This is a genomic window from Paeniglutamicibacter sulfureus (genome assembly GCF_039535115.1).
GTDB classification, from domain to species: Bacteria; Actinomycetota; Actinomycetes; order Actinomycetales; family Micrococcaceae; genus Paeniglutamicibacter; species Paeniglutamicibacter sulfureus.
This window is the reverse complement of sequence record NZ_BAAAWO010000001.1, coordinates 2225010-2247837: the sequence shown is the minus strand read 5'-3', so window position 1 is coordinate 2247837 and position 22828 is coordinate 2225010. Positions and strand designations below refer to the sequence as shown.

Annotated in this window: 22 protein-coding genes; 17 read left to right on the top strand and 5 right to left on the bottom strand. The window is 64.7% G+C overall.

The annotated features are described in order from the left end of the window. Positions 1–241 precede the first annotated feature (241 nt). The 5 genes from ABD687_RS10270 to ABD687_RS10250 all read left to right on the top strand — a co-directional run bounded on the left by ABD687_RS10270 (position 242) and on the right by ABD687_RS10250 (position 4666). Positions 242–883 (top strand): ABC transporter permease, encoded by a 642-nt coding sequence (locus ABD687_RS10270; RefSeq protein ID WP_264269488.1) that lies wholly within the window; start codon positions 242–244, stop codon positions 881–883. Then, positions 876–2126: an ABC transporter ATP-binding protein gene (locus ABD687_RS10265; RefSeq protein WP_310291528.1), complete on the top strand. Its 1251-nt coding sequence runs from the start codon at positions 876–878 to the stop codon at positions 2124–2126. Before ABD687_RS10270 ends, ABD687_RS10265 begins: the two co-directional genes overlap by 8 nt. Next, entirely contained in the window at positions 2123–2905 is a 783-nt protein-coding gene (locus tag ABD687_RS10260) for an ABC transporter permease (protein ID WP_310291530.1), read from the top strand. Before ABD687_RS10265 ends, ABD687_RS10260 begins: the two co-directional genes overlap by 4 nt. Positions 2906–2907: 2 nt before the next feature. After that, a complete protein-coding gene (locus ABD687_RS10255) occupies positions 2908–3903 on the top strand; it encodes a glycine betaine ABC transporter substrate-binding protein (protein WP_310291533.1) in 996 nt (331 codons plus the stop codon). A gap of 142 nt (positions 3904–4045) precedes the next feature. Further along, entirely contained in the window at positions 4046–4666 is a 621-nt protein-coding gene (locus tag ABD687_RS10250) for a nucleotidyltransferase family protein (RefSeq protein ID WP_310291535.1), read from the top strand. A gap of 28 nt (positions 4667–4694) precedes the next feature. Here the strand turns inward: ABD687_RS10250 and ABD687_RS10245 are convergent, their stop codons facing one another. The 5 genes from ABD687_RS10245 to ABD687_RS10225 form a co-directional block, all read right to left on the bottom strand. Then, complete coding sequence (locus ABD687_RS10245) at positions 4695–4862, bottom strand: hypothetical protein (RefSeq protein ID WP_310291538.1); 168 nt, start codon at positions 4860–4862, stop codon at positions 4695–4697. Beyond that, positions 4853–6064, bottom strand: a complete 1212-nt coding sequence (locus tag ABD687_RS10240; protein WP_310291540.1) for an XdhC family protein — start codon at positions 6062–6064, stop codon at positions 4853–4855. The genes ABD687_RS10245 and ABD687_RS10240 overlap by 10 nt, the downstream gene beginning before the upstream one ends. Before the next feature lie 223 nt (positions 6065–6287). Continuing rightward, positions 6288–6779 carry a nucleoside deaminase gene (locus ABD687_RS10235; RefSeq protein ID WP_302264423.1) on the bottom strand — a complete coding sequence of 164 codons (492 nt, stop codon included), beginning with the start codon at positions 6777–6779 and terminating at the stop codon, positions 6288–6290. A gap of 203 nt (positions 6780–6982) precedes the next feature. Beyond that, complete coding sequence (locus ABD687_RS10230) at positions 6983–7798, bottom strand: DUF4184 family protein (RefSeq protein ID WP_310291544.1); 816 nt, start codon at positions 7796–7798, stop codon at positions 6983–6985. Positions 7799–7970: 172 nt separating this feature from the next. After that, positions 7971–8918, bottom strand: coding sequence for a LysR family transcriptional regulator (locus tag ABD687_RS10225; RefSeq protein ID WP_310291547.1), 948 nt, complete (start codon positions 8916–8918; stop codon positions 7971–7973). 108 nt (positions 8919–9026) lie between these two features. Between ABD687_RS10225 and ABD687_RS10220 the strand changes: the two genes are divergently transcribed. From ABD687_RS10220 to ABD687_RS10165, 12 genes are all read left to right on the top strand, one after another. Continuing rightward, the gene (locus ABD687_RS10220; RefSeq protein ID WP_377700299.1) at positions 9027–10736 is read left to right on the top strand and encodes an L-aspartate oxidase; all 1710 of its coding nucleotides are present in this window, start codon (positions 9027–9029) and stop codon (positions 10734–10736) included. 198 nt (positions 10737–10934) lie between these two features. After that, the gene (locus ABD687_RS10215) at positions 10935–11882 is read left to right on the top strand and encodes an ABC transporter ATP-binding protein (protein WP_310291552.1); all 948 of its coding nucleotides are present in this window, start codon (positions 10935–10937) and stop codon (positions 11880–11882) included. Then, positions 11879–12694, top strand: a complete 816-nt coding sequence (locus tag ABD687_RS10210) for an ABC transporter permease subunit (RefSeq protein WP_310291554.1) — start codon at positions 11879–11881, stop codon at positions 12692–12694. Before ABD687_RS10215 ends, ABD687_RS10210 begins: the two co-directional genes overlap by 4 nt. A 501-nt stretch (positions 12695–13195) precedes the next feature. Next, entirely contained in the window at positions 13196–14587 is a 1392-nt protein-coding gene (gene abaF / locus ABD687_RS10205) for a fosfomycin efflux MFS transporter AbaF (RefSeq protein ID WP_377700295.1), read from the top strand. Positions 14588–14635: 48 nt separating this feature from the next. Further along, entirely contained in the window at positions 14636–16108 is a 1473-nt protein-coding gene (locus ABD687_RS10200) for an alanine/glycine:cation symporter family protein (RefSeq protein ID WP_310291555.1), read from the top strand. A gap of 128 nt (positions 16109–16236) precedes the next feature. Next, a complete protein-coding gene (locus ABD687_RS10195) occupies positions 16237–17142 on the top strand; it encodes a dihydrodipicolinate synthase family protein (RefSeq protein ID WP_310291558.1) in 906 nt (301 codons plus the stop codon). A gap of 88 nt (positions 17143–17230) precedes the next feature. Then, the gene (locus ABD687_RS10190; protein WP_310291560.1) at positions 17231–18232 is read left to right on the top strand and encodes a proline racemase family protein; all 1002 of its coding nucleotides are present in this window, start codon (positions 17231–17233) and stop codon (positions 18230–18232) included. After that, a complete protein-coding gene (locus ABD687_RS10185) occupies positions 18229–19182 on the top strand; it encodes an ornithine cyclodeaminase family protein (RefSeq protein ID WP_310291563.1) in 954 nt (317 codons plus the stop codon). Before ABD687_RS10190 ends, ABD687_RS10185 begins: the two co-directional genes overlap by 4 nt. Beyond that, entirely contained in the window at positions 19179–19916 is a 738-nt protein-coding gene (locus ABD687_RS10180) for a GntR family transcriptional regulator (protein ID WP_310291566.1), read from the top strand. Before ABD687_RS10185 ends, ABD687_RS10180 begins: the two co-directional genes overlap by 4 nt. Before the next feature lie 12 nt (positions 19917–19928). Next, positions 19929–21110, top strand: a complete 1182-nt coding sequence (locus ABD687_RS10175) for an NAD(P)/FAD-dependent oxidoreductase (protein ID WP_310291569.1) — start codon at positions 19929–19931, stop codon at positions 21108–21110. After that, a complete protein-coding gene (locus tag ABD687_RS10170; protein ID WP_310291571.1) occupies positions 21107–21373 on the top strand; it encodes a (2Fe-2S)-binding protein in 267 nt (88 codons plus the stop codon). The genes ABD687_RS10175 and ABD687_RS10170 overlap by 4 nt, the downstream gene beginning before the upstream one ends. After that, the gene (locus ABD687_RS10165; RefSeq protein WP_310291574.1) at positions 21370–22821 is read left to right on the top strand and encodes an FAD/NAD(P)-dependent oxidoreductase; all 1452 of its coding nucleotides are present in this window, start codon (positions 21370–21372) and stop codon (positions 22819–22821) included. The genes ABD687_RS10170 and ABD687_RS10165 overlap by 4 nt, the downstream gene beginning before the upstream one ends. The last annotated feature ends 7 nt before the right edge of the window (positions 22822–22828 follow it).

Below are 22828 nucleotides of genomic sequence, written 5' to 3'. Positions count from 1 at the left end.
TTGTCAGCCCTATGTTTTCAAGGATTTTCCGACAGTTCGTGGTGATATCCTTCGACTCTTCAAATACCGCTTTGGACGGATAATTCCCGGATAAAGCCATCAATTCCCATTCAATCTCGATGGATTGCCCGAGGCGCTCCCAAGTAGATATGAAGCCCCCTTTCACGTATGTTTGCACGGTATCTGAGGCCTTCGGGCCGATGAGAGCAGGCTACGTAACCAAAGTGAAGCAGGTTTTGATGTGTTTGAATTCATTGGCGAAAGATTCCGCCAAATATTGTTCGCCTCGTGGCAACATTTCTCGCTAGTTGCGCAGTGTCTGATCCTCGCGACGATTATCGCCGTGGTGATTGCGGCGCTGGTTTACCGCAATAAGTCTTTGTCTTCCCTGGCCAACGGGGTCTCGGCCATTGGCCTGACCATCCCCTCGTTCGCTGCGATCGGCTTGTTGATCGCCCCATTCGGGTTCGGCGTGACCCCCGCCGTCATCGTGGTGACGTTCTTTGCCGCGCTGCCCATTGTCCGCAATGCCATCGTCGGCCTGGCCGGCATCTCCCCGTCAGTGGTTGAGTCTGCCCGCGGCATCGGCATGAGCCGCATGCGCACCCTGGCAACGGTTGAACTTCCCATGGCATGGCCCGTCATCCTGTCCGGCATCCGGGTATCGGCCCAGATGGTGATGGGCGTTGCCGCGATTGCCGCCTATGCCTTGGGCCCCGGCCTCGGCGGATTCATCTTCTCCGGCCTCTCCCGCCTGGGTGGAGCAAAGGCCTTTGACTCAGTGCTGGTCGGAGTCATTGGCGTGGTCATCCTGGCCTTCATTCTCGATCTCATTTTGCTCGGCATCGGCCGACTTACCACTCCGCGAGGTATCCGTGTCTGAATCCTCTGACGCCATCACTGGCGCATCAATCTTGCTTGACGAAGTCACCAAGCAGTACCCCGGCCAGGTCAAGCCTGCCGTCGGCGGACTCACCCTCGAGATCCCGGCAGGAAGCATCGTCATGCTCGTTGGCCCATCGGGCTGCGGCAAGACGACCACCCTGAAAATGATCAACCGGCTCATCGAGCCCACCGGCGGAAAGATCGTCATCAACGGCGAAGACGTCACCAAGATGGACGGCGACACACTGCGCCGCCGCATTGGCTATGTCATCCAGGCCGGGGGACTCTTTCCGCATATGACCGTGGCAGCGAACATCGCCATCGTTCCCAAGATGCTGGGCTGGAAAAAGGACAAGATCGCTGCCCGCATCGATGAGCTGCTGGAGCTGGTCTCGCTGGATCCGGCCATCTACCGCGATCGCTATCCCAAGGAGCTCTCCGGCGGGCAGCAGCAGCGCGTGGGCGTTGCGCGGGCGTTGGCCGCCGATCCGCCGGTGCTGCTCATGGACGAGCCCTTTGGCGCAGTTGACCCGATCACCCGCCAGCGCCTGCAGGACGAACTGCTGAACATCCAGTCCGAGGTGCAGAAGACCATCGTGATGGTGACGCACGACTTCGATGAGGCGGTAAAGCTGGGCGACTGGATCGCCGTCTTCAACGAGGGTGCCCAGCTGGTCCAGTACGATTCGCCGGAGCGCGTCTTGGCCAACCCCGCCAATGAGTTCGTGGAGAACTTCATTGGCTCCGGTGCCGGCCTCAAGCAGCTCACCCTGACCCGGGTGAACGAGGTCGCACTTATGGATGCGATCACCGCGCTGCCAGGCGAGTTGGCCAGCGATGTACTATCCCGGCTCCAGGGCGAGGGAGCATCGTATGCGGTGGTCCTGGACCAACGCCGCCGGCCCATTCGACGCCTCACCCGTCGCCAGCTCTCCCGCCTGCAGGTGGTCGACGACACCATCGACGAGTCGATGCCATCGGTCAGCGACCAGTCCACCCTGAATGACGCATTGGACACCATGTTGGTTTCGAGTTCCGAGACCGCCGTCGTCACGGGCAGGCGCGACGTCTTCCGAGGCTTGATCAACGTGCAGACCATCATGGAGGCCATCTCCCAGGCCAACGCCGCGGCCGCGGACGGTTCCGAGGCACCCGTTGGATTGAACTCCGGCGCCATTCCGGCCCTCGCCGTGGAGCATGCCGTGGCGGCGGAGCCGCAAAGTACGGAGGAGCCGCGATGAGTACCCTTGCCGCTGGCTCCAACCTCGCCCAGATCACCGAGCCGAGCCGCCCCGTACAGCGTCCGTGGCTGGTGCTGGGGCTTCAGTTGCTGGGAATCCTCGCAGCACTGGCCGCCGTGGCGATCTGGCTGGCCAACTCGGACCTGAGCGAGACCGAGCGCACCACGCTGGCCCCGGCAGTCCTCTGGGGCTACACCGTCGAGCACCTGAACCTCACGGTGGTGGCAGCGCTCATCGTGTTGGTCATCGCCATCCCGCTGGGGATCGTGCTGACCCGCCCCTCGATGCGCAGGTTCACCAACCCGGTGATGGCAGTGGCCAACATCGGTCAGGCGGCCCCGGCCATTGGCCTGGTCGTCATCCTGGCGTTCCTGGTGGGCTTCGGATATTGGGCTGCCGTTATCTCACTGGTGCTATATGCGATCCTGCCGGTGCTGACCAATACCATGGTCGGACTCAAGCAGGTTGACGAACGCCTCGTTGAGGCGGGGCGCGGCATGGGCATGAGTTCCATGGCCGTGCTGTTCAAGGTCGAGTTGCCGCTGGCTGTCCCGGTCATGCTTTCGGGCATCCGCACCGCGCTGGTCTTGCTGGTTGGCACCGCCACCCTCGCCGCCTTCATCAACGGCGGCGGTCTGGGCATCCTGATCACCACCGGCGTGAACCTGAACCTCACGGTCGTGCTGATTGCAGGATCCCTGCTGGTGGCATTGCTGGCGCTGCTCATCGACTGGCTTGGCCGTGTCGTGGAGCAGCTCGCCCGGCCGAAAGGACTTTAGAGATGAATGCAGGAAAATGGATCAAGTCAACCGCACTCGTGGCGGCGGCCGGCGTGCTGCTGACCGGATGTGGACTGTCCTCCGCGGGCTCGTATGTGCCGCCCGCCGGGCAGGGGAGCATTAGCCCGCTTCCCGACCTCCCGGGGAATCCCACCATGACGGTGACAAGCAAGTCGTTCACCGAACAGTTGATCCTGGGCAAGATTGCCGTGCTGGCCGGCCAAGCCGCCGGATTCAAGGTCAACGACCTGACGGGCGTTCCCGGCAGCCAACCGGCCCGTGAGCTGCTGGTGTCCGGCCAGGCCTCCGTGCTGTGGGAATACACGGGAACCGCCTGGCTGACCTACCTGGGACACGAAACAGGCATCGCCGACCAGTCCGAGCAGTGGCAGGTGGTGCACGACCAAGACCTCGAGGAGAACGGGATCCTCTGGGGCAAGCCCGCACCCATGAACAACACGTACGCCATGGCCGTGCGCAGTGAAGCCGTAGAGGACCTCGGCGGGATCAGCAAGCTTTCCGAGCTCAAGGACCTTGATCCCAAGGACCTGACGTTTTGTGTTGACGCGGAATTCAATTCCCGGGCGGACGGCCTGAATCCGATGCTCGAGCTGTACGGGCTGGAACGCGGCAACCCCAAGTCGGTGCCCGACACCAATGTGGGGCTCTACGACACCGGGGCGATCTACAGTGCCACCGACAACGGTGCCTGCAACTTCGGCGAGGTCTTCACCACCGATGGCCGCATCAAGGCCCTGGACCTGACGGTTCTGGAGGACGACTTGGGGTATTTCCCCGCCTACAACGTTTCCCCGGTCTTCTTCGGGGAATTTTCCGACAAATACCCGGGCATCGAGGATGTCTTTGCCAAGATCGCCCCGTTGCTCACCGACGAAGCACTCCAGGAGATGAACCTGGAGGTCGACGTCAACGGCCGCGAGCCCGCGGACGTGGCCTTCGAATGGATGGTCGCGGAGGGCTTCATCACCGAGCCGTAACAGGTCCGAAATTCCCGTTGTCCAACGGTGAAGGGGACGCTTCCAATAAGGAAACGTCCCCTTCAACGTGTCCGGTCGTAGGCGCCCGCGTAGGCCCCGGCCTTGTGGGGCACTGATCCGCGTTAGGACCTAGGATGGGCAGATGACCAGCCCCAATGAGAGCCCTCCCGTGGTGGGCGTGCTGCTGGCCGCCGGCGCGGGATCGCGCTTGGGCCGCGGCCCCAAGGCGCTATTGCGCAACCCAAACGGCCAGAATCTGCTGGGCTCCGCACTTGCCGCGCTCCGGGACGGAGGTTGCACCCGGGTCGTGGTGGTTCTGGGGGCCGAAGCCACACGGGTCAGGGAGCAGGTCAACGAACCCGGTGCCACGGTGCTGATAAACGAACTCTGGGCCACCGGCATGGGGTCGTCTCTTGCGCTGGGCATGGGCGCTGTCCCCGACGGGGCGGCTGCGCTGGTGGCGCTGGTGGACCAACCTGGCCTGAGCGCAGCCCTTGTCCGCCGAATAGCATCTGAACACCGTGCAGGGCGGATCACCGCTGCCGGCTACCGCCGGGACGACGCGTCGTTGCGGCGCGGACACCCCGTGCTCTTCGCCCCGGAGCACATTCGGGCGGCGGCAGCGGCAGCCTCGGGCGATGTCGGGGCGCGGGACTACCTGGCCGCCAACCGGGAACTAGTCGACCTCGTCGACTGCTCGGACCTGGACACCGGGCTGGACCTCGACACCGTCGCCGACCTGGAGGCACTCGGCTGGAAGTAGCGGCTATATCGGTAACGGTGGGGACGTGCTACTGCCGCAACACGTCGGTCGTGGCCTTCGCCGTGCCATCGACGAGCATCTCCTCAACGAGCGGTGCGCCCAGCGCTCCATGCGGGGAGTCCGGGGTTGTCGTCGCGGTAGGCCGCTGGCGGAATGGATGGCAGTCGGAACCATGGCCGACCGTGTTCAGGTCCATGCCGGGGCCTCCGGGTTGGCGGGTTGGTGGGACGCTTCGTTGGCAGAAAGGCTGCCGGGGATTCCGCCGTGGATGGGGCCAGACAGGGTGTTCAGGGCGGAGCCCGTGGCCAGGGGCGACCTGCTGGCGATGATCTCCGCGGCAATCCCGATGGCAACTTCGCCGGGGGTGGCGGCTTGCAGGTCAAGACCGATGGGGGAGTGCAGGGTGGCCAGCGTTTTTTCGGGGACAGCGGCTGCCCGCAACTCGCTCATGCGGGATTCGTGGCTGGTCCGCGAGCCCATGGCACCCACGTAGGCGAGAGGCTGCCCCAGCGCCAGGGCCAGCAACGGGATGTCGAATTTCGGGTCGTGGGTCAGCACGCATAACACCGTGCGTTCATCGACGCGTCGGGCGGCAATTTCGCCGGCCAGGTAGTCATGCGGCCAGAGCGTGGAGATCTCGTCGGCAACCCCGAAGCGCGGCTGCAGGGTGAAGGCGGCGCGGGCGTCGCACAGCGTGGAGGAGTAACCGAGCGCAGGGGCCAGTTTCAGCAGTTCCTCAGCATAGCTGTTGGCCCCGAAAACGATCATGCGTGGCGGGGCGAGCCGCGACTCGACAAACAGCTCGACGGCCCCGGCACTGCAGGAACCGGATTCCTGGTCGAGCTTGATGACTCCGGTGCGGCCGGCGGCAATGAGCGGAAAGCAGAGCCTGGCGGTCTGCGAACTGCCGTCTTCTCCCGCCAACGGGGCCACTAGCCCGGCCAGGCCGGAAACGGACAGGGTGGAGGGATCCGAAATCAATGTCCAGTCGGAAGACCCTGCATCGATCCGGCGAACCAGGGCCACCGGTTCCGCTGACGGGAGCGAAGCATAGGTTTCCAGCAGCCGGTGCATGGATGAACCGGCGTCAAAGGGTGCGATGTGCACGTCCACTTCACCTCCGCACATCAGTCCGGTGGCGAAAGGATCGGTGGGTGAATAGCCGTAATGTTCCCGGCGCGAGGTCCCTTGCGCCATGGCCTCGAGCGCCGCGGTGTGCACGGCCGCATCGATGCAGCCGCCGGAAAGCGACCCGGTGATCCGGCCATCCTCGTGGATGAGCATCGAGGTTCCACGGGGATGCGGGGTTGAACCCCGGGTGTCCACGATGGTGGCCACAGCGAAGGATTCGCCGACAGCCGTCATCGAGGTGTTCAACGCGGAATGGAGATTCAGCATGGCTCGAATCCTTGGGGACGCCCAAGAGTAGCGAGATCGCATCGAGTGCAAGGCAAAGGGGAGGACCCGCCGGTACTAGCCACATGAGCGACCGGAACCCGGAGCCGGGCTCGCCGACTTCGCAGCGGGGGTTTTGGCATCGAGATGCGGGTGCTCGGTGGGGGCGTGCCGTCCCTGGCCGGCTGGCGGTTGCGGTCGGTGAATTTCAACGGACTCGCCGTGCCTAGTACTCGATGCGGGTGTCGAGGGCAGCCCACAACGCGAAAGGCTCGTGGCGATCGACCCCGGCGTCTGTGATGCGTTCGACCGGCATCAGGGTGGCTCGTTCCGCCTCGCGGCCCTCGAAGTATTCGTAGAATGCCGCGTCGTCGAATCCCGCCTCGGCCGCCTCGTGCCTGTCGGAGGCAAAGACCACACGAGACACGCGTGCCCAGAGGGCTGAAGCAAGACACATCGGGCAGGGTTCGCAGCTGGAGTACAGCACGGCACCGGTGAGGTCGAAGGTTCCGAGTTCATTGCAGGCGGCGCGGATGGCCGTGACCTCGGCGTGGGCGGTGGGGTCGTTGTTCGCGGTGACCCTGTTGACGCCCTCGAAGCGTGATCCGTCGGCGGCCACGATCAGCGCCCCGAAGGGACCGCCCGCATTGCGGACGTTGTCCGCGGCAATGGCGATGGCTGCCGCGAGGTTTACTGCTGAATCGGTGGTGCCCGTCATGGTGGCGACTTCCTTACCCATCAGGAGAAGCGCCGGAGAAAAGATGCCTTGGCCTTGATCGGTCCTTGGCAACACTCTGCGGCTTCGAAACGGCCGGTGGCTTGGCACTCCATGGTGGATGCCTTCCCCTCCGCAGGGAAACCGGCGTCGGTATTCTTCAACATAGCAAGTGAAGATGGACAACGCCACCATTGGTGGAGGGGCTAGGCGCGGGCCCTGGACATGGCGCGGAGCTTCCGGATCAAGGCCACGATATGCCACACGGCGCCGTAGGCAGCCAAGGCAATAACGAACGCGGCCCCGCCGCGGGTGATGATGATCCAGAGGAACGACCCGGCGCTTGCTGAATCCTCCAGGATAGGTGTCGAGCCCAGGCCAAGGACAGCCGCAGTCACGGCCGGAACCACCAGGAACAGGGCCAGCAGGATGGTGCGGACCGCTTGGCCAGCGGGTTCGCTCGTTTTCACGGGGTGGCCCGATGCCCTCTGCCGTTTGAGGTACCAAAGGGCCAAGACCACCAAACCGGCCAAGGTGCTGCCATGTTGCAGGAGACGGTAAATGGCAATTCCGGCAACGGGTTTGCTGGCCAGCAACGGCACGTGTTCAACGACCCAGCCGTAGGAGTGCGTAAACGAGTCCCAGGCCAGATGCGTGAGAAGTCCAAGCATCAGCGAATAGAACGTCCACAGTGCAACCCGGGCGCTCGTGGGCGGGCGGCCCTTGAGCGCCGGCTTGTCCGGGACCCACGAGTCGGGAAGCGCCCACCGCAGCGGTTTGGCCACGAGCCACAGGAACCCGGCCAAGACCAGCGCCAGCGGCAAGCCAACGGTCAGGATCTGGGAAAGGTCGTGCGAGTTGGCACCATTCAGCATGGGTGCGTACCAGGCGTCACTGGTGGAAGACACCATGGCGAAGTACGGGATGTCCGGGGCCATGGCTCCGGCAACCAAGGCGATCGGAACGAAGGGTTGACGCAGGAATGGCAGGACGGCAGCCGGGTGGGCCAGTGTGAACGGCAAGGGAATCCTCGAAAAGTTGTTTAGGGCCCACGGGGCACCTCGTATTGGGTGCGAATGGGCCTGCCTTCAAGCCTAATCGTCCATAGCCGCGTTCAGGGCTGAATCTAGTGTTGGCACCGCCACGTTGGGGCCGGCAACGACTCGTGCCGCTGAGCAGCGGGCAATGCGCGGCTCATTGCTGCGGCGCCCGGGTGATCAATCCTGTCGTGGCGCGGTTGGCCGAGGCGAGGATGTCCGCGGTGTCGATGATCATTTCCTGCATGGCCTGGGCTGCGCGTGTCGGGGTCACGTCGTTGCGGTGTGCGAGGCTGATGGTGCGAGAAAGGCTCGGTGCGGTGAGCCTGGCCGAGCGCAGCCCGGGCCGGTCCACCATGACCATTGCGGGAACGACCGCGACACCGAGCCCGCGTTCCACACACCGCAGCACGGCGTCCATTTCGGCGCCCTCGAGCACGACCTTGGGGGTGAGGCCCGCGGCATGGAAAGCCTGCATGGTTGTTGCACGCAGGTCGTAGCTTTCATGGAAGGTGATTTGTTCTATGGCCGCCAGTTCTTTCAGGGTGAGGGACTGGCGGTCCTCCAGGATCGGACTCCGCATCGAGGAGATGACCACGAGTTCTTCCGTAAGGAGCGGGGTCCGCTGGAGACTGGTGGCAGGGGGTGCGCCGTCCTCCGAGGTGGTGATGAGTGCGATGTCGAGGGCTCCGCCGGCCAATTCATCAAGCAGGCCGCGAGAGCCCTGCTCGGTCAGGTGGAGATCGATGCCGGGGTAGGCGACATGGAACGAGGTCAGCACGTCGGCAACCAGACTGATACACAGAGTCGGGGTGGCACCGAGACGGACCCTACCCTTCTTCAGGCCCGCCAGTTCCTGCATCTCATAGCGGACCGTATCCGCATCGGCGAGCATGCGCCTGGCCAACGGAAGTAGCGATTCCCCGGCATCCGTCAGTGTGATGTTGCCCCGTGCCCGATGAAAGAGTTCGGAGCCGAGGTCCGACTCGAGGGTGGAAATCTGCCGGCTCAACGAGGGCTGGGCAAGGTGCAGATGCGCAGCGGCGCGCGTGAAATGACCGATGCGAGCGACTTCCACGAAGCTTTGGAGCTGTTCCAGGTTCATGTTCGATAGCGTATCCGCATTGAAACGAGTCAAACAATTCATTGGACGGATCAAGATCCGGTTCTTAGCGTTGAATACATGAGAACAACAAACGCGAATGAGCAACAGATTTCCACCACGGTCCTGGTCATCGGCACCGGAGGATCGGGCCTGCGGGCGGCCATTGAACTGGCGGAAATGGGGGTGGACGTGCTCGCCCTGGGCAAGCGCCCGCGCAACGATGCCCACACCTCGCTTGCCGCCGGCGGCATCAACGCGGCGCTGGGCACCATGGACAAGGACGACAGCTGGCAGCAGCATGCAGCCGACACCATCAAGGAAAGCTACTTCCTGGCCAACCCGCACACCGTGGAGATCGTGGCCCGAGGTGCCGCGCAGGGAATCCATGATTTGGAACGCTACGGCATGGGATTCGCTCGGGAGGAGGACGGCCGCATCTCGCAGCGCTTCTTCGGCGCGCACACCTTCCGCCGCACCGCCTTCGCCGGAGACTACACCGGCCTGGAAATCCAGCGCAGCCTGGTGAACCGGGCCGAGCAGCTGCAGATCCCGATCCTGGACTCGGTGTACGTCACCCGGCTGCTGGTGAAAGACAACCAGGTCTTCGGCGCCTACGGCTTCGACATCAACACCGGCAAGCGCTACCTCATCCATGCCGACTCGGTCATCCTTGCCGCCGGAGGCCACACCCGCATCTGGCGCCGCACCTCCTCCCGCCGCGACGAAAACACCGGGGACGCCTTCCGCCTGGCCGTGGACGCCGGCGCCCGGTTGCGCGACCCCGAGCTGGTCCAGTTCCATCCCTCGGGCATCATCGAACCGGAAAACGCCGCCGGCACCCTGATCTCCGAGGCAGCCCGCGGCGAGGGCGGCATCCTGCGCAACGACCTGGGGGAGCGGTTCATGGAACGCTACGACCCGGTGCGCAAGGAGCTCTCCACCAGGGACCGCGTGGCCCTGGCCGCGTACACCGAAATCAAGGAGGGCCGCGGCACCAAGAACGGCGGCGTCTGGCTGGATATCTCGCACCTGCCCCGCGAAACCATCATGGAGCGGTTGCCGCGCGTCTACCAGACCATGATGGAAACCCAGATGCTCGACATCACGGCCGATCCCATCGAGATTGCGCCCACCGCGCACTACTCCATGGGCGGGGTCTGGGTTCGCCCGGACGATCACGGCACCGACGTCGAAGGCCTCTATGCCATAGGAGAGGCCTCCAGCGGACTGCATGGAGCCAACCGGCTCGGCGGCAACTCGCTGATCGAGTTGCTGGTCTTTGGCCGCATCGTGGCCCGCGCCGCGGCCAAGTACTCGGCCTCCCTGGACTCCCAGCCGCGTTCGGCTGGCGCCATCACCGGCGCGCGGGCGGAGATCGATGACCTGCTCGCGGCCGACGGGCAGGAAAACGTCCGCGAGCTGCAGCGTGCCATCCGGAACATGATGACAGACCACGCTGGCGTTGTGCGGGATGAGGAAGGCCTGTTGACAGGACTCGCCAAGCTGGACGACATCGAGGAGCGCATGGGGAACGTCGGGATCCACCCGGACATCGCCGGGTACCAGGACCTGGCCCACGCATTCGACCTCAAGGGGTCGGCACTGGCAGCCCGCGCCACGCTCGAGGCCGCGATCGAACGCCGCGAGACCCGTGGCTGCCACAACCGCAGCGACTACCCGGAGATGGACCCGGGGTTGCGGGTCAACCTGGTGTGGTCACCGATGGAGGGCATGGTGCATGAGCCGATCCCGGAGATTCCGGAGGAAATCGCCGAGTTGATCAAGGAGGTCTCGAGCGCCGGCAAACTGGTCGAGTAACTTCGCGGAATAGGCAGTCTGTCCGTGAACGTCGGGCACAAAATCAGGCGGGCGGCGACGGAATAATCCCCGTTCAATTGAGTCGGCCCGCGGCCAACAACGCCCATGGCTTTCGGGCCTATGGTGTGGATCCTCCTCAGGACCGACAATGAAGCATAAGGGGAAGCCCGTGGCAGGCGCTCCCGGAGGGGAAGCGGCATGGAGAACGTCATCTCGGTGCAGGGTCTTGCCAAGCGCTTCGCCCGGCGCGAGGCGTTGCGCGGCATCGACTTCGAGATCCCGCGCGGCAGCGTCTTCGGGGTGATCGGTCCCAATGGAGCCGGCAAGACCACCGCCATGCGCTGCCTGCTGGACATCATCAGGCCCACGGCCGGGACCGTGCGGGTGCTGGGCGCCGATCCGCGCCGGGCAGGCCCGGAGATCCGCCGCCGCATCGGGTACCTGCCGGGTGAACTCGCCCTGGAGCGGCGGATCACCGGGCGGAGGATGATGGACCACTTTGCCGCCATCAGCGGACCCGTGGCACCCGGCCGCATCGAGGAACTCGCCTCACGGCTGGGACTCGAGCTGGACCGGCAGTCGCGCAAGCTCTCCAAGGGCAACAAGCAGAAGCTCGGACTGGTGCAGGCATTCATGCACGATCCGGAGCTGCTGATCCTCGACGAACCCACCTCCGGCCTGGACCCGCTGATGCAGCGGGAGTTCCTCGGGATGGTCGAGGACGCCCGCGGGCGCGGGCAAACGCTCTTCCTTTCCTCCCACTTGATCGGCGAGATCGAACAGGCCGCGGACCGCGTGGCGATCCTGCGCGACGGATTCATCGTGCGCACGGCCACGGTTCAGGAGCTGCGGGCAGGCGCCCGTCGCCGGCTGCGCGTCCTGGCCGCCACCGACCCGGAGGCGCTGGCCGGGGCGCTGGAACCGCTACCCGGCCTTCAGCTGCTGGACACCGAACGGCTCGGCGACGGGGCCTGCACACTCGAGGCGAAATTCTCCGGCGAGGTCGGTGCGCTACTGCACGCCCTGGCCGGGATCCAGGTGCTCGACCTGGTCCTTGAGGAGCCGGACCTGGAGGAAGCGGTGCTGGAGCTCTATGGCTCACCTCCCGGCAACGGACGCCATCGCGCGGGGGAGCCGCGGCCATGACGCCCGCCACCCGCCGCCCGTTCCTGCCACTGACGGGCAAGGCGCTGCTGGACTCCTGGCGTTCCACGCTCGTCTGGGCCCTGGTGCTTGTGTCCGTGCTGGCGCTCTATCTTCCGCTCTACCCGTCCATGGCCGGGCCGGAGATGGAAAAGCTGCTCGCTTCGCTGCCCGAGGAGCTGATCCGGGCGCTGAACTACGACCAGATCGCGACGGGCGCCGGCTACGCCCAGGCGACCTTCTTCGGCCTGCTGGGATTCATGCTCACCTCGGCCGTGGCCATCGGCACCGGGGCGGCGGCCATCGGCGAGGACGAGGATGCCGGCCTGCTGGAGCTCACGCTCGCCCACGGGGTGACGCGCACCCAGGTGGTCCTGGAACGGTCCCTGGCGCTGCTGCTGCGCATGGCCTTCCTGATGGCGGTGATCTATGCGGGGGTGCTCGCGCTGAACGGGCCCTCGGAGCTGGGACTTGATCCCGGAATTCTCTTCCAGGCGGTGGCGCAGTTCCTGCTGCTGGTGCTGCTCGGCGGTACCGCGGCGCTGCTGGGCGGGGCCGCGGGCGGGCACCGGACGCACGGAACCGCGGCCGGCGCCCTGGTGGCTGTCGGGGGTTACATGCTCAACGCGCTGGGCAACCAGGGCGAGGACCTGCAATGGATGCACGCCTTCTCCCCGTACCACTGGGCACTCGGCGGGCAGCCGGTGGCCAACGGCGTGGACTGGGGCGCGTTGTGGGGACTGGCGGGCCTGAACGTCCTCTTCGTTGCGCTCGCCGTCTTCGCGCTGCGCCGCCGCGACGTCGGGGGAGCCTAGCGGTGGGGTCCGGCCCCGCGTTTCACGCAGTGTGCGCCCGGGTTGAAGTCGACGCGGCCACCAAGGCCGCCGGGAAGGGAGTGATCGGACGGCGCCAACTGCGCGTGACCGTCCCGAAACGGCCATGAGGTGGCCCCCGGATCCTCCCGGGGGCCACCTCATGGCGTCCCGAATCTCATTGACGTTGGGGTGGGAGATCCTGGTCAGCAGTCGGACGATGCCTATGCACGACCGCTTCTCGGGCAGCAGACGCACGATCGACGTGACCGGGACGAGGCAGGCGTGGTGGTCGGGCGTCGACTCGGCACCACGTATCCGGCGGCATCTTAGAAGCGCTCGGCAGCCGTTAACACTACGTGGATTCTTGTGCGGGACGCGATCTCAAAAAGTTGAACCGGGGTCGAGAAAAGCATTGTTTCCTGAAAATGTGACATGTACCATTGCATAGATCGGTGATGCAGGGCACATGGGTGACGGAGCCCACCTTCTCAAGGAGACCAAATGAGTAGTAACGAAACGCTCGACAGAATGGCCCGAAACGGCGGTGGCGGCGACAGATCAAAATCCACGAGCCCAGACGGGCTGAAACGTGTCGTGGCCGCGGCAATGGCTGGAACCGTCGCGGAGTGGTACGAATTCTTTCTTTATGGAACCGCGTCGGCCCTGGTCTTCGGAACCCACTTCTTCCGGCAGACGGGCAATCCAGTCGATGGTGTCATTGCCGCATTTGCGCTCTATGCCGTGGGCTTCGCCGCCCGCCCGATCGGCGGACTGGTCTTTGGGCACTTCGGCGACCGCATCGGTCGCAAGGCGTTGCTCCAGCTGAGCCTTGTCGTCGTTGGCATCACGACGTTTCTCATGGGCTGTCTTCCCACCTTTGATGTCATTGGATACTGGGCGCCCGCACTTCTGGTTACTCTGCGCCTGATCCAGGGCTTTGCATTCGGCGGCGAGTGGGGAGGGGCGATCATTCTTGTGAGCGAGCACAGCCCCGACAACAGGCGCGGTTTCTGGGCAAGCTGGCCACAGGCGGGTGTCCCGATGGGCAACCTGGTTGCAACGCTCGTCCTCCTTGGACTGTCCAGTGCCTTGCCCGAAGAAGCATTCCTTTCATGGGGCTGGCGCGTGGCGTTCTGGTTCTCCGCCGTGGTGGTCTTGATCGGCTACTGGATTCGCACGAAGGTCGATGACGCGCCGATCTTCAAGGAGGCCCAGGCCCGCCAGGCTGCTTCGCAGGAGGCCCCTCCAGGTGTCCTTCACGTCTTGCGTTACCACTGGCGCGCAGTGTTGATCGGCATTGGCGCCAGGTTTGCGGAAAACATCCTCTATTACCTCGTGGTCACCTTCTCGATCACCTACCTCAAACTGGTCGTTGAGATGGATACCTCGCGGATCCTCCTGCTGATGTTTGGCGCGCACTTCCTGCATTTCTGCATGATCCCGCTCGTCGGCTTGCTCTCGGACATCATCGGACGCAAGCCCGTCTACCTGACCGGAGCCGTGCTGACTGCATTCTGGGGATTCGTCGGATTCCCGATGATGGACACCGGCAACGACTGGATCGTCATGGCCGCAATCACCTTGGGCCTTGCAATAGAGTCGCTGACCTACGCGCCGTACTCGGCGCTGATGACCGAAATGTTCCCCACCAACGTGCGTTACACGGCGCTTTCACTTTGCTACCAGTTTGCGCCGATCCTTGCCGGGTCCTTGGCCCCGCTCATTGCGCTCTCGCTGCTGCAGAAGTTCAATTCGTCGACGCCGATTGCCCTCTACCTTGTCGGGGCAGCGGTCATTTCCATCGTCGCCGTTTCGTTCGCCAAGGAGACCAAGGGTAAGTCGCTACGCGATGTTGACGACGAGTCGGCGTTGCGTACCAACATCCCGGCCTAGGATCTCACTCCTGTAGCCGCCCGAAAGACTTAAGGAAAAACTATGGACATGCTCACCAGCATCAACGATGCGATCTGGAACCCCATGGCGTACTTCGCCCTGGCCGTCGGATTGTTCTTCACCTTACTAACCGGTTTCGTCCAGTTTCGGCGATTCCCTGACATGATCCGCCAGATCTTGAGCAAGAAGAACAGCTCGGACGGCATCTCGCCGGTCCAGGCGTTGCTCCTGACCCTGGCAAGCCGCGTAGGCGTGGGCAACATCGCCGGCGTTGCAACGGCAATCGCGGCCGGTGGCCCCGGCGCGCTGTTCTGGATGGTGGTCTGCGCACTGCTCGGATCGGCCAGTTCCTTCGCCGAATCCACCTTGGCTCAGGTCTACAAGCGCCGCATCAACGGCGAACACCGCGGCGGCATGCCGTTCTACATAGAGCACGGACTGAAGCTCAAGTGGCTGGCCGTCACCGTGTCGTTCGTCGCCATGGTCGGCTACGGGTTCGTGTTCCCGGGCGTCCAGTCCAACAACATCGCGTCCAGCGTCGAGACCGCGTTCAGCGTTCCCCCCTGGGTTAGCGCCGTTGGCATCACCGCACTCATGGCATTCGTCATCATCGGCGGAACCAAGCGTATTGTCGGCGCCGCACAGTTGATGGTCCCGGTCATGGCCGTGGGTTACATCCTTGCCGCACTGGTGATCGTCGCAGTGAACTTCGAGCAGATCATTCCAACCATCGGCCTGATCCTGTCCTCGGCCTTCGGTGTCCACCAAGTCTTCGGCGGCATCGTCGGTGCGGCCGTGGCCTGGGGCGTGCGACGCGCGGTGTTCTCCAATGTCGCCGGCGTGGGGGAGGGGACCTACGGCGCCGCAGCCGCATCGGTGTCCCACCCTGCCAAGCAGGGCCTGGTCCAGGCCTTCTCGATCTACATCGACACCGTTGTAGTCTGCTTCGCCACCGGCCTGATGATTATCATGACCGGCTCCTACAACGTCATGGCCCCCGATGGCACGGTCCTGATCCAGGGCGTGCCAGACCTCAAGGCCGGCGCCGCGTACACCCAACAGGCCATCAGTACCGTGTTGCCGGGCGTCGGCCCGGGCTTCGTGGCCGTCGCGCTCTTCTTCTTCGCCTTCACCACGCTTGTAGCGTTCTTCTACATCGCCAAGACCAATCTGGTCTACCTCACCGGCCGCGACGACAGCCCGGTGCTGGACTGGGCATTGAAGCTGGGCATGCTCGGTATCACCTTCTTCGGCGGCATCGTCAGCGCCGATGCGATGTGGGCGATCGGCGACATCGGTTACGGGACCCTGGGCTGGATCAATATGCTCTGCCTGTTGGCGCTTACGTCGGTGGTCTACAAGGTCACCCGCGACTACGACAGGCAGTGCAAGGCCGGCCTGGACCCCGTCTTCGACCCCAATTCCCTGGGCATTCGCGGTGCCGACTTCTGGGTCGAGGAGGCGGAGGAAATCGCCAAGAACCAGGCGTCTCTGGCCGCTGGCGGGGCCCGGAAGAAGTAATTCATTTCAGCCCCTTCCGTCTGTGCAATGTCACATGATACTATCTAAATGTGATGTACGGCATGGAGCCGAAGGCATCACCCCCAACCTTGCAAAACACTGAAAAGTCCCCTTGAAAGGAACACAACATGAGCACCACCAAGAAGCCCTGGCACGGAGTCATCGTCGCATCGGCGCTGCAGTTCAAGGATGACCACTCGGTCGACTACGAAGCATTTGCCGACCATGTTCGCTTCCTTGCCAGCAGCGGCTGCGACGGCATCGCCCCGAACGGCTCGCTGGGTGAGTACCAGACCCTGTCCGACGAAGAACGCGCGAAGGTCATCGAGACCGCTGTTGCCGCCGCACCCGAGGGCTTCGTAGTCATGGCCGGCGTTGGCGCCTACGGCGGACTGCAGACCCAGAAGTGGGCACAGCAGGCCAAGGACGCCGGCGCACACGCCATCATGTGCCTGCCGCCGAACACCTACCGCGCAACCGACGACGAAGTAGTTGAGCACTTCCGCCTCGCCGCCTCCGCAGGCCTGCCGGTCGTGGCCTACAACAACCCGATCGATACCAAGGTCGACCTCACCCCGGCACTGGTGGCACGCCTGTTCCACGAAGGCCTGATCGTCGGCATCAAGGAATTCACCGGAGATCCGCGTCGTGCCTACGAAATCAAGGAACTGGCACCGGGCATGGACATCCTCATCGGCACCGATGACACCGTCCTGGAAATGGGCCTCGCCGGCGCCGTTGGATGGGTTGCCGGATACCCGAATGCCATCCCGCATGCAACCGTCGAGCTCTACCGCCTGGCCACCTCCGGCAACCTTGCCGACATGGAGCGCGCCCGGGAAATCTACCGCGACCTGCACTCGCTGCTGCGCTGGGACACCAAGACCGAGTTCGTCCAGTCGATCAAGCTGTCGATGGATGTCGTCGGTCTCAACGGCGGCCCCTGCCGCCCGCCGCGCGGCCCGCTCACCGACGCCGTCCGGGCCGCAGTCATAGCAGACACGGAGGCAGCTGTCGCCAAGGGTTACAAGTAACCTCAAAGTTCCGGCACTGTTGGCCGACCCCGCGGGGCCGGCCAACAGTGCCACCCCATCAACGACGATTTACCGGAGAACTTGAAACATGCGCACCAACAGGATCTTCCACGCAGTGGATTCCCACACCGAGGGCATGCCGACCCGCGTCATTACCGGGGGTATCGGCACCATTCCCGGTGACACCATGGCAGAGCGTCGCCTCTGGTTCATGGAGCACAGCGATTGGATCCGCACCCTGTTGATGTGTGAACCGCGCGGACACGCCTCGATGAGTGGCGCGATCCTGCAGCCCTCCACGCGCCCTGACGCGGACTACGGCGTCCTGTACATCGAGGTCTCCGGACTGCTGCCGATGTGCGGACACGGAACCATCGGAGTGGCCACCGTGCTGGTTGAAACCGGCATGGTCGAAGTCCATGAACCCGTGACCACCGTGCGCCTGGACACCCCGGCCGGCCTGGTCATCGCCGAGGTCGCCGTCAAGGACGGCCAGGCCGAATCCGTGACCATCCGCAACGTGCCCTCCTACAGTGACCGCCTGGACGCATCGGTCGAGGTCCCGGGGTACGGCACCGTGAACTACGATCTCGCCTTCGGCGGCAACTTCTACGCCGTGGTCGAGCTCGACGACCTGGACCTGCCGTTCGAACGTGAACGCAAGGACGACCTGCTCACCGCCGGCCTGGCCATCATGGACGCCATCAATGTAGCCGACGAGCCCGTGCACCGTGAACGCGACGACATCCGCGGCGTCCACCACGTCTACCTCAAAGCCCCGGGCTCCACCGCCGAGCACTCCCGCCACGCCATGGCCATCTACCCGGGCTGGTTCGACCGCTCGCCGTGCGGTACCGGCACCAGCGCCCGCATGGCCCAACTCCATGCCCGCGGCGATCTGGCGCTGGACACGGACTTCATCAACGAGTCATACATCGGCTCGCAATTCACTGGCCGTTTGGTCGAGGAAACCACCGTCGGAGGCCTGCCCGCCGTCATCCCCACCGTGACCGGACGGGCCTGGATCACCGGCACCGCCCAATATTTCCTTGACCCGAGCGACCCATTCCCGGAGGGATTCCTGCTGTGAAACTGCCATATTTCGACGCTGCCGAGGTTCGCGCCTCGCTTCCCTTTGACCGCGCCATCGCCGCCATCGAGGATGCGCTTCGCGGCCAGACAGATCCGGAAATCGACGGCCCGCGCATCTTTGCGCCGGCACCCGACGGCGAATTTCTGCTGATGCCGGCGATCGGCCAGGGCTACACCGGGCTCAAGGTCGCAACCATCGCCCCGCTGAACCCGGCCAAGGGCGAGGAGAAGATCCAGGGTGTCTACCTGCTCTTTGACTCCTCGAACCTCGCACCCATTGCTTCCATGGACGGCGCAGAACTCACGGCCATCCGCACCCCGGCGGCGACGCTGACAGCGGTCAAGAACATCGCAGACGCGCCGGGCGGCACTCCGTTCACCCGAACACCCAGAGTGCTGGTCTTCGGGGCAGGAGTACAGGCGCTCAACCACATCCGGGCCGCCCAGGCGGTCTTCCCCGAGGGCATATTCTCCGTGGTGGGTCAACGGATCGAGCGGATCCAGGCACTGATCGAACAGCTGGCGGCCGAAGGCATCACCGTTACCCGCGGCTCCGTGGAGGACGTTCCGAACGCGGACGTGATCCTTTGCGTCACTTCCTCGCCGACACCGCTCTTTGACGGATCGCTGCCGGCCGACCACGCCATCATCGCATCGGTGGGGCAGCACGGGCTCGACGCCCGCGAGGTCGACGATAAGCTCGTCAGGCGCTCCGAGGTCGTCGTCGAGGGACGTGCTTCCTCTTGGCGCGAAAGCGGGGATTTGATCCCCGCGCGTAGCGTCGAAGAGTGGAAAGAGATCAGCCCGGCAAACCTCAAGGACCTGGTGAACGGCAAATTCAGCCGCGTCGGGGGCAGGCCGACGCTTTACACGGGCGTGGGCATGGCATGGGAAGACTTGGTTTCCGCCGCAGTGGTGTATGAAGATCACAGGAGTAACAACGCGTGAGCGCACCTGTAAAAATCGGAGAACAAACCATGACCGGCAATTCAAGATTCACCATTGAAAAGCTCGACCGCCAGATGAGCCTGCGTGAGACGGTCACCGAGCGGCTCCGCACCTCGATCATCTCGGGTGACCTGGTGGAAGGGGAGCTGTACTCTGCACCCAATTTGGGCGCGGCCTTTGGGGTCTCGGCAACTCCGGTGCGCGAAGCCATGATGGACCTTGTCCGTGAGGGGCTGGTGGAGACTGTCAAGAACAAGGGCTTCAGGATCACCGGCATGACGGATGCAGAACTCGAGGAAATCGCCGAGATCCGGCTGCTGGTGGAACCGGCAGCGACCAAACGCGCCCTGGAAGCTGTTCCAAGTGACAGCATTTCCGACCTCCGTTCGCTGGCGGACGTCATCGTTCGTACAGCTCGGGACAAGGACCCGGAAGCGTACCTTGCCGCCGACCGTGAGTTCCACGCACGCCTGCTGAGCTTTGCGGGAAACAAGCAACTTGTCGAACTGGCAACGTCGCTGCGCCTGCGCACGCGTATGTATGGCCTCAAGACGCTCATGGACAATGACCAGCTTGACGGCTCGGCCCAGGAACACCACGAAATGATCGATTGCGTGGAGCGGGGTGACGGGGAAGCGATCTACGAACTGATGATCCGCCACATCAACCACGCTCGTGGCATGTGGAATACCGGCACCCCCGATCAAGATGCACCAGAGCAAAACACCCAGTAACCAGGAGTAAACATGAATGCGCCCAGCGACGTGATCGTCATCGGTGCCGGAGTCATAGGTTCGGCGATTGCATATTTCGCCACCACGCAGGGACTGTCCGTGACCGTCCTGGAGCGCGGCCTTCCGGCAAGCGGAACCAGCTCCGCCTGCGAGGGCAACATCCTGGTGTCGGACAAGGAACTCGGCCCGGAACTCGAGCTGACAAAGTTCTCGCTCGACACCTGGCGCGGCGATCTGGCCGAACACGCAGCCCACTGGGAATTCGAGTCCAAGGGCGGCATCATCGTCGCCTCGCGCGAATCCTCCCTTGCCTCGCTGGACCGCCTGACCAAGGCGCAGGCCGAGTACGGGATCGACGTCGAACGAGTCGACATCCCGCGGCTGCGCGAATTCGAGCCCAACATTTCCCCCGACGCGCTGGGCGCGGCGTGGTACCCGGACGACTGCCAGGTCCAGCCGATGCTGGTTGCCGGGCACCTGCTCAAGTTGGCCCGGGCAGCAGGGACCAAGGTCATGACCGACACCACGGTCACCGGCTTTGTGCGCAATGGAGACACCGTCACCGGAGTCAAGACCGACCGCGGCGAATTCCACGCCCCGGCGATCGTCAACGCCGCGGGCAGCTGGTCCGAGGACATCGCGGCACTGGCCGGGGTCAACGTGCCGGTCAAGCCCCGCAAGGGCTTTGTCATGGTCACCGAACCGTTGCCGCCGATGGTGCACCACAAGGTCTACGCGGCCGAGTACGTGGACAACGTCGGCAGCTCCGACGCCGGGCTGCAGTCCTCCCCGGTGGTCGAGGGCACCCCGGCCGGTTCAATCTTGATCGGCTCCTCCCGCGAGCGCGTCGGATTCGACCGCAGCGTCAACACCGACGCCCTGCGCCAGATGGCCGCAAACGCGATCGCGCTCTTCCCGTTCCTGGAGAAGACGCGCATTATCCGCCACTACCACGGCTTCCGCCCCTACTGCCCGGACCACCTGCCGGTCATTGGCCATGACCCGCGCGCCCCGGGACTCTGGCATGCCAGCGGCTATGAAGGCGCGGGCATTGGTCTGTCCGCCGGCACCGGAAAGCTCGTGGCCCAGGCCTTGGCCGGGTTGGTCCCCGACATGTCACTTGCGCCCTTCGCCCCCGAACGCTTCGGCGCATTCACCCCGACAGGCAACGTCCCCCAGGAGTCAGCAGCATGAGCACCACACCGCGGCGGATCACCGTGACACTCAACGACGCCCGGGTGACGGCCAATGCCGGCCAGAGCGTCGGCGCGGTCCTAATGGGCCAGGGCATCAAGGCCTGGCGCACCACCCGCATCGAAGGCAAGCCGCGCGGCCTGTTCTGCGGCATCGGCGCTTGCTACGACTGCCTGGTCACCGTCGACGGGCAACCCAACCAGCGCGCCTGCCTGGTCGAAGCGACCGATTCCATGACCATTGAAGGGGACTTCGACGCATGAGCTCGCACGAGGAAATTGCCTTCGACGTAGCAGTCATAGGTGCGGGCCCAGCGGGCCTGGCCGCTGCGGTTGCCGCGGCCGAACGCGGTGCCAGGGTCGTCGTCCTCGACGCCGGCGACCAGCCCGGCGGCCAGTTTTGGCGCCACCGCCCCGAGTCCGTCATTTCCGAGTCCGATGGTCACGGCCACCACGGCTGGAAGACCTACCTGGATTTGCGCGCACGCTTCGACGCGGCCAACGCCCGAGGCTTGCTGCGCTATTTGCCCACCACCCAGGTGTGGATGATCGAACGCGAGGACGCCGGCCGTTTTGTGCTGCGGCTGACCCCGGCCACCGGCACCGCAATCGCCACTGCAACGGTGCGCGCCGACAAGTTGGTTTCCTGCAGCGGCGGCTACGATCGCCAGTTGCCGGTACCCGGATGGGAACTGCCCGGCGTCATGGCCGCCGGCGGGATCCAGGCGTTCATCAAGGCCAACGGAGCCCTGCCGGGCAAGCGCTTTGTGGTTGCCGGGACCGGGCCCTTCCTGCTGCCGGTGGCCGCAAACATCGCCGAGGCCGGCGGCAGGGTCGTGGCAGTGTGCGAATCCGCCTCGCTGGCGAACTGGCTCCCGCACCTGGGCGCCGCAAGCGGCGTTCCGGGCAAGGCCCTCGAGGGTGCGCAGTACGCTGCCGCCTTCGCCAGACACCGCATCCGCTACCGCACGCGCACGGTGGTCACCGAGGTGCTGGGAGAGTCCAGCGCATCCTCGGTGCGCATCGCCAAGGTCGACGCCGAGGGAGCCGTGATTGCGGGAAGTGACCTACTGCTTGAGGACGTGGACGTCGTTGGTTTCGGCTGGGGATTCACCCCTCAGATCGAACTTGCCGTCGCCTTGGGGGCAGCGACGCGCATCGATGCCGACGGCTCGATGGTATGCGTGGTCGACGGTCAGCAGGCATCCAATGTGCCGGGCCTTTACCTTGCCGGCGAGGTGACGGGCGTTGGCGGTGCCGTACTGGCCGTGGCCGAGGGGCTCGTTGCCGGGGCCGCGGCGGCCAACGGCGAGGCACCGGGAGTCGGCACCGCGCGGCAGATCCGGCGCCACCGCCGGTTCGCCGGGGCCATGCACCGGGCGCATCCGATCCCCGAAAAGTGGGACGAGATGCTCACCGATGACACCCTGGTGTGCAGGTGCGAGGAGGTCGGCCATGCCGAGGTCGTGCACGCCCGCGACACACTCGGCGCCACGGATGCACGCACCATGAAGTCCTTCACCCGCGCCGGGATGGGCTGGTGCCAGGGCAGGGTCTGCGGCTTCGCCGTCTCCTGCCTGTCCACGAAGGACACCGAGGACGCCGGGGCCGAAGCCGCATCGCTGGCGGCCATCGCCAAGCGCCCCGTCGCCGCCCCGCTGACCCTAGGCGAGATCAGCACTATGGACTCCCGGCAACCCCGGGACGCCTGACCGCCCA